This window comes from Nostoc edaphicum CCNP1411 (assembly GCF_014023275.1).
GTDB lineage: Bacteria > Cyanobacteriota > Cyanobacteriia > Cyanobacteriales > Nostocaceae > Nostoc > Nostoc edaphicum_A.
Window position 1 is genome coordinate 961,171 of sequence record NZ_CP054698.1, and the last position, 14,883, is coordinate 976,053.

The 14,883-nt window shown below is 40.6% G+C and carries 10 protein-coding genes and 2 pseudogenes; 9 read left to right on the forward strand and 3 right to left on the reverse strand.

Translation table 11 applies throughout. The annotated features are described in order from the left end of the window. The first annotated feature begins 77 nt into the window (after positions 1–77). The 4 genes from HUN01_RS06720 (at position 78) to HUN01_RS06735 (ending at position 4,602) form a co-directional block, all read left to right on the forward strand. Positions 78–590 (forward strand): phosphate-starvation-inducible PsiE family protein, encoded by a 513-nt coding sequence (locus HUN01_RS06720; RefSeq protein ID WP_181930622.1) that lies wholly within the window; start codon positions 78–80, stop codon positions 588–590. A gap of 87 nt (positions 591–677) precedes the next feature. Further along, positions 678–2,414 carry a diflavin flavoprotein gene (locus HUN01_RS06725; protein WP_181930623.1) on the forward strand — a complete coding sequence of 579 codons (1,737 nt, stop codon included), beginning with the start codon at positions 678–680 and terminating at the stop codon, positions 2,412–2,414. Between the two features lie 373 nt (positions 2,415–2,787). After that, the gene (locus tag HUN01_RS06730) at positions 2,788–3,789 is read left to right on the forward strand and encodes an ABC transporter ATP-binding protein (protein WP_181930624.1); all 1,002 of its coding nucleotides are present in this window, start codon (positions 2,788–2,790) and stop codon (positions 3,787–3,789) included. Next, on the forward strand, positions 3,790–4,602 hold the full coding sequence (locus HUN01_RS06735) for an ABC transporter permease (RefSeq protein WP_181930625.1): 813 nt from the start codon (positions 3,790–3,792) through the stop codon (positions 4,600–4,602). Positions 4,603–4,644: 42 nt separating this feature from the next. Here HUN01_RS06735 and HUN01_RS06740 read toward each other — a convergent pair. Beyond that, positions 4,645–5,016: pseudogene (locus tag HUN01_RS06740) on the reverse strand (four helix bundle protein). A gap of 125 nt (positions 5,017–5,141) precedes the next feature. Between HUN01_RS06740 and HUN01_RS06745 the strand changes: the two are divergent. From HUN01_RS06745 to purU, 3 genes are all read left to right on the forward strand, one after another. Next, complete coding sequence (locus tag HUN01_RS06745) at positions 5,142–6,809, forward strand: GldG family protein (RefSeq protein ID WP_181932592.1); 1,668 nt, start codon at positions 5,142–5,144, stop codon at positions 6,807–6,809. A gap of 77 nt (positions 6,810–6,886) precedes the next feature. Continuing rightward, positions 6,887–7,510: a DUF4340 domain-containing protein gene (locus HUN01_RS06750; protein ID WP_181932593.1), complete on the forward strand. Its 624-nt coding sequence runs from the start codon at positions 6,887–6,889 to the stop codon at positions 7,508–7,510. 133 nt (positions 7,511–7,643) lie between these two features. After that, positions 7,644–8,498 (forward strand): formyltetrahydrofolate deformylase, encoded by an 855-nt coding sequence (gene purU / locus HUN01_RS06755; RefSeq protein ID WP_181930627.1) that lies wholly within the window; start codon positions 7,644–7,646, stop codon positions 8,496–8,498. Positions 8,499–8,593: 95 nt separating this feature from the next. Here purU and HUN01_RS06760 read toward each other — a convergent pair. Beyond that, positions 8,594–9,877: pseudogene (locus HUN01_RS06760) on the reverse strand (hypothetical protein). Between the two features lie 143 nt (positions 9,878–10,020). On the opposite strand from HUN01_RS06760, the gene HUN01_RS06765 reads away from it, so the two are divergent. After that, positions 10,021–12,600 carry a dynamin family protein gene (locus tag HUN01_RS06765; protein ID WP_181930628.1) on the forward strand — a complete coding sequence of 860 codons (2,580 nt, stop codon included), beginning with the start codon at positions 10,021–10,023 and terminating at the stop codon, positions 12,598–12,600. A gap of 69 nt (positions 12,601–12,669) precedes the next feature. Continuing rightward, on the forward strand, positions 12,670–13,353 hold the full coding sequence (locus tag HUN01_RS06770; RefSeq protein ID WP_181930629.1) for an ATP-dependent Zn protease: 684 nt from the start codon (positions 12,670–12,672) through the stop codon (positions 13,351–13,353). Between the two features lie 146 nt (positions 13,354–13,499). On the opposite strand, the gene HUN01_RS06775 is transcribed toward HUN01_RS06770, so the two are convergent. Continuing rightward, positions 13,500–14,696: a glycoside hydrolase family 10-like protein gene (locus HUN01_RS06775; protein WP_420832778.1), complete on the reverse strand. Its 1,197-nt coding sequence runs from the start codon at positions 14,694–14,696 to the stop codon at positions 13,500–13,502. Positions 14,697–14,883: the final 187 nt, after the last annotated feature.

Below are 14,883 nucleotides of genomic sequence, written 5' to 3' on the forward strand. Positions count from 1 at the left end.
GCATTGGGCATTAGTTATTTTCCCCTTGCTCCCCACTCCCTAACTCCCAACTCCCCACTCCCAACTCCCAAAAAACTATGTATAAATCTGCTGAAAATACCCCGATTAGTATGTATGAAATCAATCGTGGGCGCGTTGTGCGAACCTTGGAATTTATCCAAGATGTGATTGTGATTTGTTTGTGTATCGGTTTATTTAGCTTCATGGTGCTTCAGGTGAGAGATATGTTTCTCTCCTTACTTCCACCTCTAGATTTTCATGCTGTTACTGCCGATATTCTCTTTTTGCTTATCTTAGTTGAATTATTCCGACTGCTGATTATTTACCTACAGGAACATCGAGTATCTATTGGGGTAGCTGTTGAAGTTTCCATCGTTTCCGCCTTGCGAGAAGTCATTGTTAAAGGTGTTTTAGAAACAAGTTGGAGTCAAGTTTTAGCAACTTGTGCCTTTTTATTAGTCCTGGGAGTACTACTGTTTCTCCGAGTTTGGCTACCCCCTACCTTTGAAGGTATCGATCCCGAACAAGAAGTATCTAAACGCTATAGAAGCCGAGTTAAGTCTGAATTAACACAAACCAATAGCCATTAAGAATAGGGAGTAGGGGGAGAGAAGGAGAATAACCCATGCCCCATGCCCAATTCCCAATGCCCCATTGCCCAATTAACAGAGGTTATTATGTCTGCAAATACTTTAACTACCAGCCATCCTAGAGATGTACAAGTTGCTGAAATTGGTAAAAATACTCTGATTCTGCGATCGCGGACTTGGGACAGACTAAAATTTGAGGTGGAATATTCCCGCCAACGGGGAACTACAGCAAATTCTTATCTGATTCAAGCTGATAAAAAGGCTTTAATTGACCCTCCCGGCGAATCTTTTACTGAAATTTACCTTGAGCAACTTGCACAACATCTAGATTTCATCTCTCTCGATTACATTATTCTCAGTCATGTCAACCCCAACCGCAGAGCAACTCTGCAAGTATTACTATCTCTGGTTCCTCAAGCCACTTTAATTTGTTCTCGCCCCGCCGCCAATGCTCTCAAAACTGCCTTTCCCGAATTTGAATCACCTATTCAAGCGATGCGATCGCAAGATACTCTAGATTTAGGACAAGGACATCTTCTATCATTTATTACCGTACCGACTCCCCGGTGGGCGGATGGACTTTGTACCTACGATCCCGCTACAAAAATACTCTACACAGACAAACTTTTCGGCGCTCATATTTGCGAAGATACTTTGTTTGATGAAGATTGGAAGGGTTTAGACGCGGAACGTCGTTACTATTTTGAATGTCTCCATGCGCCCCAAGCGAAACAAGTTGAAGTAGCCTTAGATAAATTGTCAGTTTTGGGAGCCAGATGTTATGCCCCAGCACACGGCCCGGTTGTTCGTTACAGCCTCAGCCGTTTTACCTATGATTACCGCCAATGGTGTCAAGGACAAAAATCTCAAGAATTGAGTGTCGCTTTGCTTTATGCTTCTGCTTATGGAAATACAGCAATTTTGGCAAATGCGATCGCTCAAGGTTTGATTCAAAATGGAGTTAATGTAGAATCAATCAACTGTGAACTAGCCGATTCTGCGGAGATTAACCGCATTGTAGAAATCTGCGATGGCTTAATTATCGGCTCACCGACTTTAGGTGGCCATGCACCGACTCAAATTCAAACTGCTTTAGGAATAGTTCTCTCGGTGGCGGCTAAAACTAAGTTAGCAGGGGTGTTTGGTTCTTACGGTTGGAGTGGAGAGGCAATAGATTTAATAGAAAGCAAACTTAAAGATGCAAATTATCAACTAGGGTTTGAAACCATTCGGGTGCGTTTCAGTCCGACTCCTGAGATTCTCCAGCAGTGTCAAGAAGCAGGTGCTTCTTTTGCTCAAAACTTGAAGAAAACTAAAAAACTACGGACTTCCCGCCAGGTTGTCACAGAAACTCATGTAGATCGTACCGAACAAGCGGTGGGGCGGATTATTGGTTCTCTGTGTGTTGTGACAACTCGTGATGAAGAAACCCACAAAGGCGTTTTAACCTCTTGGATATCGCAAGCAACTTTTAACCCACCAGGAATTATGATTGCGATCGCTAATGAACAGAATGCAGATTTAATGCATCATCCTGGTGATAAATTTGTGCTGAATATCCTTAAAGAAGGAAGAAATGTCCGCCGCTACTTTTCTCGTCATAGCACTTTAGGGGATAATCCCTTTGCAAATCTTGCCACAAAAACGGCTCTGAATGGTTGTTTGATTTTGAATGAGGCATTAGCCTATTTAGAATGTACAGTGCAAAATCAGCTTGAATGTGGCGATCGATGGTTAATTTATGCCGTCATCAATCACGGTGAAGTGTTGGAAACCGATGGTGTCACTGCTTTAGAGTATCGGAAATCTGGCAGCTATTATTAATTTGATTTTTTACGGTATTTGAAAAACCTCTCTCTAAATCTCTCTCCTAAAAGGAGAGAGACTTTGAAGTTTCCCCCTTCCCGCGACGATTTGGAGGTTAGGTTTTTTGTGGACTTTCCTACATAACGTGAAAATTCAAGTACACGTTCACTACCAAGGGTTTGTACAATCTATATACTTTTTTCATCGTCATCTCGTCATCATTTATCGTTAAAAAAATTGACTTTGACAAAAGATTTTAGCCTTAACCCAAGCGTATTCGTTTTTCAGGAACTTTACTCGTTGTCGGCTAATCTTAGTGCCAGTCCCCCATACCCAATATCGTGATCTAAGATTGTTGGGTATTCTATAAATTGCGATCGCCACTATACGGATGATTGAAGTTGAACATCTGAGTAAAATATACGGCTCTACCCCAGCAATTACCGATGTCACTTTTAGCGTCGAGCCTGGGGAGATTTTAGGCTTGTTAGGCCCCAATGGCGCTGGAAAAACCACAACCATGCGGATTCTCGCTGGTTATTTACCGGCAACCAATGGAAATGCCCGGATTGCTGGTTATGATGTCCATGAAAATTCTCTGGCTGTACGCCAACGCATTGGTTATTTACCCGAAACACCACCGTTGTATCCAGACATGACGGTGGAGGGATTTTTGCATTTTGTTGCCCGAATTAAAGGAGTTTCAGCAGGCGATCGCCCCAACAAGGTAACAGCCGCCATCAAACGCTGCAACCTAGAAGATAAACGAAAGGTAATTATCCGCAAACTCTCAAAAGGATACCGCCAAAGAGTCGGAATTGCTCAAGCGATCGTCCACGATCCCCCAGCAATCATTCTCGATGAACCCACAGTTGGACTCGATCCTCGACAAATAATTGAGGTGCGGAATTTAATTAAAAGCCTTGCTGGGACTCACACAATTATTCTTTCCACCCACATTCTGCCAGAAGTGAGTATGACTTGTAGCCGTGTCGCCATCATCAATCGCGGCAAAGTCGTAGCAACTAACACACCAGAAAACCTGATGACCCAATTGACAGGTGGTTCTGGGTATGAGTTGGAAATAGAAGGAGAAGCTGCCCTAGCGAAACAGGTATTGCAAAAAGTCGCAGGTGTGAGCCTGATAGAATCAATTCCGACAGCCGGTCATCAACCCCAGGCAAATCGCGCTTACCTGCGGGTAATATCGCAACCGGGAAAAGAACCAGGAAAGGATATTGTCACAACATTAGTGCGTGCAGGATTTGGTTTACATGAACTGCGGCGAGTAAACGCTACCTTAGAAGACGTATTCTTGCAACTGACCACAGAAGAAAAGAATTTCGAGACTGAGGTAGACTTAGCAGCAGATAAAGAAGGAGAGGCAGCGTAAATGGGTGTAGTACTGAGTAATATCATTGCCATTTATCGCCGGGAGTTGCAAAGTTATTTTGTATCGCCATTAGCTTATGCGATCGCAGGCATATTTTGGTTTCTCGCGGGGTTATTCTTCGTGATGATTTTGCTAGGGCCAGACGGCATTTTGCTAGGAGTCGCGGCAATAGATGCACAAGGGCAACAACTGGGAGTACCAGTACCGCCGATAGATGTCCCTTACGAATTTGTCCGAGCATTTTTGGATCGCATGGGATGGCTATTGTTGTTTATCCTGCCAATACTCTCAATGGGACTCTATGCTGAAGAACGGAAGCGGGGTACTTTAGAACTGTTAGCCACCTCACCAATCACCAATTGGGCGGTAGCTGTAGGTAAATTATTAGGCGTGCTAACATTTTTTACCTCGATGGTTTTACCCATGCTAGTGTTTGAAGCGATCGCCATCAGCGGTTCAAATCCACCAATGGCACCCTCAATTCCGTTACTGGGTCATTTGGGATTAATCTTGCTAGCAGCAGCAATTTTATCTGTAGGAATGTTTATTTCCTCATTAACAGACAGCACAATTCTTTCTGCCGTTCTTACCTTTGCAGTAATCTTATTATTGTTATTGATTGATTTAATCGGCAAAATTGTCCCTGGCCCCATCGGCGAAGCTTTAGGTTATCTATCTTTGCTAAAACATTACAACACCTTAATTCAAGGTATTTTTGATACCAGCACCTTCATTTTATTCGGTAGTTATATTTTTCTGGGTATATTTCTCACCGCTCAATCAATTGATGCACTGCGCTTTCAAAGGCAATAGTCATTCATTTGTCATTTGTCATTTGTCCTTGGTCATTTGTTATTAGTCATCTGGGACATTGCCAATTGAGTTAAGGTAGGAGTTTAATTTGGGTGCTAGTTCGTTAATGGTTGTTTTGATTGCATTTATCTGTTCGGTAGTTCAAAGGTTACGAGTGTAAGCTCGTCTTAACCAATGTCGAGTTTCATTCAAAGAACCTCTTGCTATTTTGATAAAACGTCTATTGTCTTGAAAACTACCTCTTCCTACACCTTCTGCTATATTGGCTCCAATACTATCTGCCGAACGAACAATCTGTTTACCAATAGTATCTTTTGCAAAAAAATTCCATCCCTCAACAATTTTCCAAATGTCATCAGCCAACTGTTCTGATAATTGATAAACCTGTAATTCTTGGAAACGCTTTGTTGCCATTTATTCAGTTGCATTGCTTATCTTATTTTTAATTACTCAATTTTCGTCCATATATATATTTTTACTTGTCACTATTTTTAGACCAACGCCCAATGACAAATGACAAATGACAAATGACAAATAAAATGAAGATAGTTGCAAAAAATAAACTGTGGAAATATTTATTTTGGTTAGGCCCATTCCTAATTACGGTCGGTTTAACAGTTGGATTAGTCTCTGAACAGTGGGGACTAATTCCATTAGCATTTATAATTGCAGGACTTGTGATTAGTGGGTTGGGGATAATATGGCAAAGCTACCAGAATAACTGGTGGAAGCGTCGTTCTACCCAAGCTGGAACTAATGCCCTAGTGGCAACTTTAGCAGTATTAGCAATATTGGGATTGATTAACTTTTTGGGAACTCGCTATCACTTGCGGGCAGACTTAACAGAAGCTCAATTATTTACCCTTGCGCCTCAGTCACGGGAATTAGTAAGTGCATTACCACAGCCAGTTAAGGTGTGGGTGTTTGATATTAACCAGAATCCCCAAGACCAAGAATTGCTAGAAAATTATCAACGACAAAGCTCAAAATTTAAATATGAGTATATTGACCCCCAAACAAGACCAGGACTTGCAGAAAAGTTTGGCGTCAAAGATTACGGGGAAGTTTATTTAGAATCTGGCGATAAACGGCAATTAGTGCAAACAGTCAATCAAAATGAGCGTCTGTCAGAAATCAGATTAACTAGTCGCCTGCAACAACTAACAAGTTCAACCACAGCCAAAGTTTACTTACTCCAAGGTCATGGCGAACGCCAACTTTCGGCTGGTAAAGATGCAATATCACAAGCAGTTCAGGGATTAGGCGACAAAAACTTTACAACATCTCCGCTGAATCTAGCAGAAACCTCCAAAGTTCCTCAAGATGCCGCTGTCGTCATAGTAGCTGGCCCCAAGCGAGGGCTGTTTGAGGGCGAAGTCAAAGCTTTACAAGAATATCTGAATCGTGGCGGTAACTTACTGTTGATGATTGATCCTAATACTGATCCCAAACTTAACAGCTTGCTACAAGAGTGGGGTGTTCGTTTAGATAATCGTTTAGCAGTCGATGTTTCAGGTGAAAGCGTCATAGGACTTGGCCCTGCAACGCCCTTAGTAACAGAATATGGACAACACCCAATTACCAAAGATTTCGGTAACGGTAATTCTTTTTATCCAGTTGCACGACCACTAGAAATTACTTCTGTACCCGGTGTTGAGGCTACTCCTCTGCTGCGAACCAAACCCTATCCCAGCAGTTGGGCAGAAAGCGACCTCCAAAGCGAAAAATTGGAGTTTAATGCAGATAAAGACCTTCCAGGGCCTCTTACCTTGGGTGTTGCCCTAACAAGAAAACAAGCAGCTAAATCTGCTACCACTCCCCAAGCTTCACCAACACCTTCACCCCTACCATCACCAACCACCCAAGCTCAAACTCCCCCCACTCCCCCTGCCTCCCCTACTCCTGCTCCTTCCCCCACTCCCTCATCTCAAACAGCTACCGAGTCACGGTTAGTAGTTTTAGGAAATTCTAATTTCGCCACTGATGGCTTGTTTCAACAGCAACTAAATGGAGATGTATTCCTCAACTCAGTTACTTGGCTGAGTCAACAGGATCAGCAACCCCTTTCCATTCGCCCCAAAGAACCGAAAAACCGTCGAATAACCCTGACTACTACCCAAGGCAATCTTTTAATAGTGTCGTCTTTATTGGTTTTACCCTTAATTGGGTTTGCGATCGCAGTTCTTCTCTGGTGGAAACGACGGTAAAAAGTGAGTTAGGAGTTATAAATATTAACTCCTCACCAATAACAAATGACCAATGACCAATGACAAATGACCAAAAAATGAAATTGCCACGAACGACTTTAATTTTGATGCTGCTAGCTCTGGGTTTAGGTGGTTTTGTTTACTTCTATGAAATTCGGGGCGCAACTGTGCGAGAAGAAGCAAAGGAGCAAAAGCAGAAAATTTTCTCTTTTGCAGAAGATGATGTCCAGTCCTTAACGGTCAAGACAAAAAAACTCACCTTGAATCTGGAACGTAGCCCTGAATCTAGTAACCCCAAGTGGTTAATCAAATCTCCGATATCTGGCCCAGCAAACGATGCTATTGTTTCTTATTTAATGGATTTGCTGGTCAAGGGTAATAGCGATCGCACTTTATCAACTCCAGCAAAAGAGCTTGGAGAATTTGCTTTAGATCAACCCCAAGCAACTATTAATATCACCCTGAAAAACCGACAAAGCCATCAGTTGATTTTGGGCAAATCTAACTTTAACGGTAGCTTTTTGTATGCTCACACTGACCCAGCGACAAAGCCCGATGGAAATATAAATGTACTATTGGTATCTACAGATTTTGCAAATGCTGTGAATCGGGAATTATCAGAGTGGAAGCAACCTGTAGATAATAGTCAGAAACTACCTGGACTCAGCACCCCTTTACCAACTCCGACCAATGGTAAATGAGCAATTACACTTTATGTGGTATGTTTCGGTAACGCACAGTCAACTTAGAGCCAAGGTGAATGGAATTGGAGGTTTATAGCCGTCTTTTTAACGTCAAGTTGACTTCAAATCTCACTAGTTTTTCTAAGTTACTATGACAAATCCGACAGCAACACTGCTAATTTCCTGCCCAGATCAACGGGGATTGGTGGCGAAATTTGCCAATTTCATCTACTCTAACGGTGGTAATATTATCCATGCAGATCAGCATACAGACTTTGCCGCTGGGTTATTCCTTACGCGCATTGAATGGCAGTTAGATGGGTTCAATTTACCGCGAGAATTTATTGCCCCTGCTTTTAATGCGATCGCTCAACCTCTAGGCGCTAAGTGGGAAATACGTTTTTCTGATACAGTACCACGCATAGCTATTTGGGTAAGTCGGCAAGACCATTGTCTATTTGATTTAATTTGGCGACAACGTGCCAAAGAATTTATTGGTGAAATTCCTTTAATTATTAGTAACCATTCTAATTTAAAGGTAGTGGCAGAGCAATTTAATATCGACTTTCAGCACATTCCTATTACTAAAGACAATAAATCAGAACAAGAAGCCCAACAACTAGAATTACTACGCCAGTACAAAATAGATTTAGTTGTATTGGCAAAATATATGCAGATTGTTAGTGCAGATTTTATTAGTCAATTTCCGCAAATTATTAATATACATCATTCATTTTTACCAGCTTTTATCGGAGCTAACCCTTATCACCGAGCTTTTGAACGTGGGGTAAAAATTATTGGTGCAACAGCGCATTATGCCACTGCTGATTTAGATGCAGGCCCAATTATTGAACAGGATGTGGTGCGAGTCAGTCACCGGGATGAAGTTGATGATTTGGTGAGAAAAGGCAAAGATTTGGAAAGAGTTGTATTAGCAAGAGCGGTGCGATCGCACTTACAAAATCGTGTATTAGTATATGGAAATAGAACAGTAGTCTTTGAGTAATCTTATATGCGAATGAATGAAATTTGCGGTTATACAAATAAAGTCCACGTAGGCGGACTTTAAAAATAGTTATTTCAAGAATTGCCGTAGCTGTTTTAGTTAGCTAAAACTACCTCTGTCTCATCTTTCGATTCATCTCTGATTTTAAAATAGTAATAAAGATTACCAACAGTTAGATCTGATGCCTGTTGCAAATTAGATGTAATTAATGTTTTATAACCAGTAATTCCAGCTTGTTCACTAATATAAAATTCGTACTCTCGACGTAGTTCAGGCTCAAAGAGAAATAGCAACTGGTCACGGAGCGAATAGAAATGAGATTTTTCGGCTAAACTCTCATAGACTAATTGTTCTGGCGGTTCTGCTAAATTGGTTGTGGAGTAGTGAGTATCTGAACTATTAAAATCAGCGCTACTTAAAAGCTTTAATTCTGATGAAGGAAGCGATTGCATTCAATCAACATGATTTTGCCACGAATCCAATACCGCTAAATCATGATTTTTAATGCGGATAATTTCGGGAAAGAGAAAATCAAGTTCATCATCTGATTCGCAGCGATTAATCACAGTAAGAGCATCTTCACAGATTTTATCTTGGAGTAGGATCAGGCGATCGCTGACTGCTGAAACTTCATTTTGCACTTGATAAGTTGCAACAATCGCCTGTTCAATTGCCCAAGCGCATTCAAGTCTGCGTAATTGACCAGCTGCACAGGTTTCTTCCAGTAAATGGGGATTGCTGTAATCTGCTAAAGCCGCAAATAACATTCCCCTAACGCCATCAATTTCAGCATTTCTTCGGCTGAAATCTTGCAATTGCATCGCTGAACGGAAGCGGTTCATCGCCTGAATAAACACTCCATACGCCCTCACTAAAGCTGTGCGGTGTTGTTCAAATTTGATATCTTGAGCTACTTGTTCGATTATTTGTCTAATTTCTACTCCTTGGTCTTTTAAGGCTTGTTTCAAGTCAATAAAACCGTTTTTGACTTCTAGCCTCATTTGCTCTACTTCTTTTCTTAATTTCAGTGTTTGGTGTAGATTGACTGCTGTTAATGCTACACCTGCTATTGTTCCCACGCCAATCAAAGCTGTAGTTGCTTGCAGTACACCCAAGCTAGTCTGTATAGTTTGCAAGCCATTCAGTACTGCTGTAAACCCTTGCTGAGTTTGATACATCTGCGCCCCACTGATAAGTAAATTTGAAGCTGCTACCAGTGGTGATAAAGGGCTGTTGTTGACTGTAGCACTAATAGCATGGGCAATAAACTGCCCGTTTGCTCCTCTAAGCATGCTTAAAGGTACTCCATTGCTAAAAACTTGTAGATATTTACCACTTTCAATACCAGCTTGAATTGCAGGCGCAAATTGGAACAGCATATTTTTAGGTTGCTAAAAGCTAATTTTCTTGAGCCTAACTGGTATAAAAAATTAAAGATAACCGTATTTATTCGGTATATTAATTAATTCTGTCTAAATATGGGCATACTAAACCTGAAAAACTCTATTGCCTTACATAATTTATGGATACTTCACTAGTTAGCTCTCAGACTGTTGAGCTATTGTCGCAGATTACTGGACAAAAACTGACTCAAAAGAATCTGACACCACCTGTAATTTTTCTGGCAAATTTAGTCACGGTGTTACTGGGAGTAATATTTGTAGATGGCACAGTCGCAGAGTCAGAAAAGCAACGTTTACTTACAACCCTTTATCGATTTAGTAATCCAGAAAGTGATGTGCGTAAGTTGACACATTTGATGATTAAGGGAGTCAAAGATAATCAAGTTTATAAGCAAGTTAATAGCTTATTAGTATTGGCGGCTCCACTTTCAGAGTCAGAAAAACTTTTGTTGATTGGTTTTGGCTATGAAATGTCAGCAGCAGATGGTGAAATTGACCCTCACGAGAAAAAATATTTGGAGATAGTTGCCAAGGACTTAGGCATTCAATCACAACATTTAGCAATTTTAGAAGCTGGTTTTACTCATCAAGAAAATGTGGAGCCTGTTGATTTAAATGAAGTGCATTTTTTACTCAGCCCTGCTCGCTTTCAGGAACTGGATACTATATTTGTCAAGGCTGCAAGTGATATGCTAGCCGCTCTACCTGCTAAACCAGAACACAAAATAACTAAACACCATAGCAATATATCCTATAGGGAGTTGGCAAAATTCCAGGAAAATCGTAAGCAATTAGAAACTTATTGTGGTCAAATCTCTCAAATAGTTAAAGATTGTAATGAGCGTAGCTTCTTACCTTATACTTTAATAGAAGAGATAGAAAAAGTATTTAAAAAAATAAAATTACAACGTTTTCGTTTAGCAGTTGTAGGCGAATTTAGTAAAGGAAAATCAACCTTACTGAATGCCTTGCTAGGTGAAGAAATCCAACCTGTGAGAGAAATTCCTTGTAGCGGCGCTGTGACAGTTTTGAAACATGGAATACAAAAGCGAATAATTTGTAGATATCAAAATGGAACAGAGGAAGAGATTACTTTTGAAGAATATCAACTAAAGGCAACGATTTCAGAAAATGCAGCTATAGATTGCCTAAGTGATGAATTGGCTGATTCTCAAATTGATGAAATTGTTTTTGAGCATCCTGATTTAGAGTTATGTAGTAATGGGGTAGAAATTGTAGATTCTCCAGGATTAAATGAACACCCTGACCGCACTAAGATAACTCAAAAACTTCTTAAAGATACTGATGCAGTTATTTTTCTAACTAATGCCTCATGTTCTCTAACTCAAGTAGAACGCGACTTACTCCACGATCTGAAAAATCAACTAAATCTAAATTATGGTAGAGAAAATGAACCTGTAAATAATCTTTTTGTAGTAGGAAATTTTATAGATTTAGTGCGTAGTGATAAGGGACGTGAGCAGGTTAGACAGAGAATCGAAAGATTTGTAAATGGTCAAAATCCTATACTGGTAGGTGAAAACAGAGTTCATTTAATTTCTGCTCAAGCTACGCTAGAGGCAATCTTGCAGGGAGATGAAAATGAGTATTTGAAATCCTTCCAAAATTTTACTCAGTCTATTGATAAATTTCTGACTTTTGACAGTGGAAACCTGAAAATTAAGCAGTTTATTACTCAAATAAATGCAATGTCACAAAAAAGTTTAGATGGATTATATCAATTTGAGGATATTTTAAAGGGTAAAATTCAAATTTCGGAAGCAGAAAAGCATAAAATTTTGGAAAAGATAGGAGAAGCTAGTGGGCGAGATGTCAAAATCAAAAACTTAGCAGAAATTCAACAAAAAGAAGTAATAAAACAAGCTACTCATTCATGGACTAAGTGGCGTGAAGAACTGAAAGAAAATATTATTCAACAAAGTCAACACTGGGATTCGCCACACAGTCCTGCTTTTAGTCAAGACAAACTCATTAAGGACTACATAAATCAATTTACTAAAACTGTGTCACGAGAAATAGATACATGGGGTAATACAAAAGTTAGAGATGTCATTTTACTCAAGAGTATTGAAGATTTAGATACAAAAATAGCTTATGAGCTAAATGCCATTCAAAGTGAATTTCAAAGCATAGATATGCGGATACAAACAAATTTAAGTCAGCAACTTAAACTTTCCATCAATGGCATAAATGATGATTTTATGGGTTTGGGAGGGATTGGTGGTGGTCTTGGGATTGGTGGTGCTTTAGCTGCTGGATTAATGGTATTTACAGGGTTTGGATTTATCGCTATAGTTATTGCAAGCCTGGCTGCTGCAATTGCTGGTTCGTTTGGTTTAGGAATGCTAGATTTTGATGGGCTAAAAAACAAAATAAAGGCGAAAGTAATTGAAATAGGATTTCAAAAATTTAATGATTCAATGGATAAAAATAAATTACCCACGCAATTAGATGAAATTCTCGGCTCAGTCTTTGAAAATCGAGTTGAATCAGCTAGTGGAGTAATTGCACAAGCGATCGCACTTTACGAAAATCTCCTCGAACAGCAGGAAAAGGCTCACAACGAAACCTTGGAACAACGTGAGGCTGAAAAGATGTGGATTTACCAAAAGCGCCAAGAACTTGAGCAAGTACAGAATGGGCTAGAAATCATTCTCAGTAAATGCACGATTGTTTAATCACATTCCTTTTGTAACTAATCTCGCCTCATAATAAAGAAAGATTAAGCTGCACTCAGAAAACTCTCAATGAGCCAAACTAGCCTAAATTTAGTTGCAATATCTATCTTTCTCATGACCCTATCGGTACTGTTGGGGCCGTTCTTAAACTTATCACCAGCAGTACCGGCACTTGCTACCTTCACCATCTTAGGCATAGCGACATTAGATAGCTTTAGCTTGCAAGGCAAGGGTGGTACTATCTTTGTAGATTGGATTGCTGGTTTTTCAAAAGAACACCGCGATCGCATCGTCCACCACGAAGCTGGGCATTTCTTAGTTGCTTACCTGTTGGGTATTCCCGTTACCGGCTACACACTCAGCGCTTGGGAAGCTTGGAAACAGGGACAATCTGGGCAAGGCGGTGTTAGCTTTGATGATGGCGAATTAGCATCTCAATTAGAAGTGGGTAAAATCAGCGCCCAAATGCTAGACCGCTACTGCACTGTTTGGATGGCGGGTATTGCTGCTGAAACCCTAGTTTTTAATAATGCTGAGGGTGGATCTGATGATAAAAACAAACTGATAGGAGTCTTGACAATTTTAGGCTTTTCTGAATCAGCTTATCAGCAGAAACTACGGTTTCATGCCCTCCAGGCAAAAACTCTACTGCAAGAAAATTGGTCTAGCTACGAGGCTTTAGTTAATGCCATGCGACAACGCACTTCGGTAGAAGATTGTCATGCTGAGTTAGGAGTAGGAAGTGGGGAGTGAGTACAGGCTGGCGAATGATAGATTATACCTTTTAGAATTACAGGCGATCGCACTACTACAATGTCTCAGCTAGTTTTGAGGGTTCGTAGTAAGCACTTTAGTGCTTAGAAAATCAGGAGTAAAGTGCTTACTACGAACTTGCTTCTTCAATCAACTCTGGCGCGGAGTGCGGGAGATGGAAAGAGAGTTCCAAATGCAGCTTGTCGCTCGTTTAAGGGTTCTAAAGCATCATTCCAAAGGCTTTCATAGTAAAAGAAGGTTACGCCTAAACCGCGTTCTTGAGTAGCCCGCACTTGAGACTTAATTTGCTGCATGGGAACTGGGTTATTTCGTAACCCTGTCATAATGCCAATTCCAGTTGGAATTGTTTGTTGCGCTTCTTGAATTTCTGGGCGGGAAATATTTGCCACAAAACTTTGCAGATCGGGACGATAAATTTGCACAATTAACTCGTCCACAATATTTTGTCGCATCCAACTTAGCCAATCTTGCAGGTGAAACTTGTAAGCAAAATCATAGTAATTGGGAGAAACGGAGAAAATTGCCTGGGGTTTTCTCTGCTTTACCGCTTGGTTAAGTTGTACCATGAAGGCCGTAATTTTATCTGCCCGCCACTTTATCCATGCCTGATCTTGGGGATTAGTTGGGGGAGGATTCTTAGTTTCTTTGGTATATAAAGCAACTGTATATTGGTCGTAACCAAACTCATGGGGCAAACTCATGTGATCGTCAAACTGAATGCCATCGGCATCATATTGGGTAACAGTTTCCAGCACAAGATTGGTGATGAACTGTTGCACTTGGGGATGGAAGGGATTAAGCCACATCACCTCACCCGCTGCACTGATTGAAGTTTGGCTACCATCTCGCTTTTGTGTGAACCAATCCGGATAATTCAGTGCAAGTTCTGAGGTTGGGGGAGCCATAAAACCAAACTCAAACCAGGGAATTACTAGCAATCCTTGACGATGGGCTTGAGTAATCAGGTCTGCAAGAATATCATGTCCATCTGAACCTTTGTAGACAAAAGGTTGAATACCTGCACGTTGCGCGATCGCACTGGGATACATCACATAACCAGAATTCCATACCACAGGATAAACTGTATTGAAGTTCATCCGCCGTAGTTGAGTTACCGCATCCTGCACTTTGGCGCGATTCTTGAGGGTGTCAAAATCATTAGTAGTCATCCAAACCCCGCGAATTTCCTGACGGGGTATCTGTGCGATGGCAGGAGTGAAACTGTCTACCAGTAATACCGTAACAAAGGATATTAAAATGAGAATCGGAAAAAGAGACTTGAGCGCTCGCCGCCAAATTTGAACAATAAAAGGTGATTTCATAGATTTGAATGATGCATTAGCTACCCACACACGCCATTGCTCGTTTTTATGATTGAATCTACTAACCATATAGTTTACAAGTATTTATGCTTACTACAGGATTGATGAGTTGGTAGTTGTTCGTTCCCTGCTTATGGAACTTTTGCACCAGAAAAACTAAAGCAGACAAATTAAGATAGTTGACGCA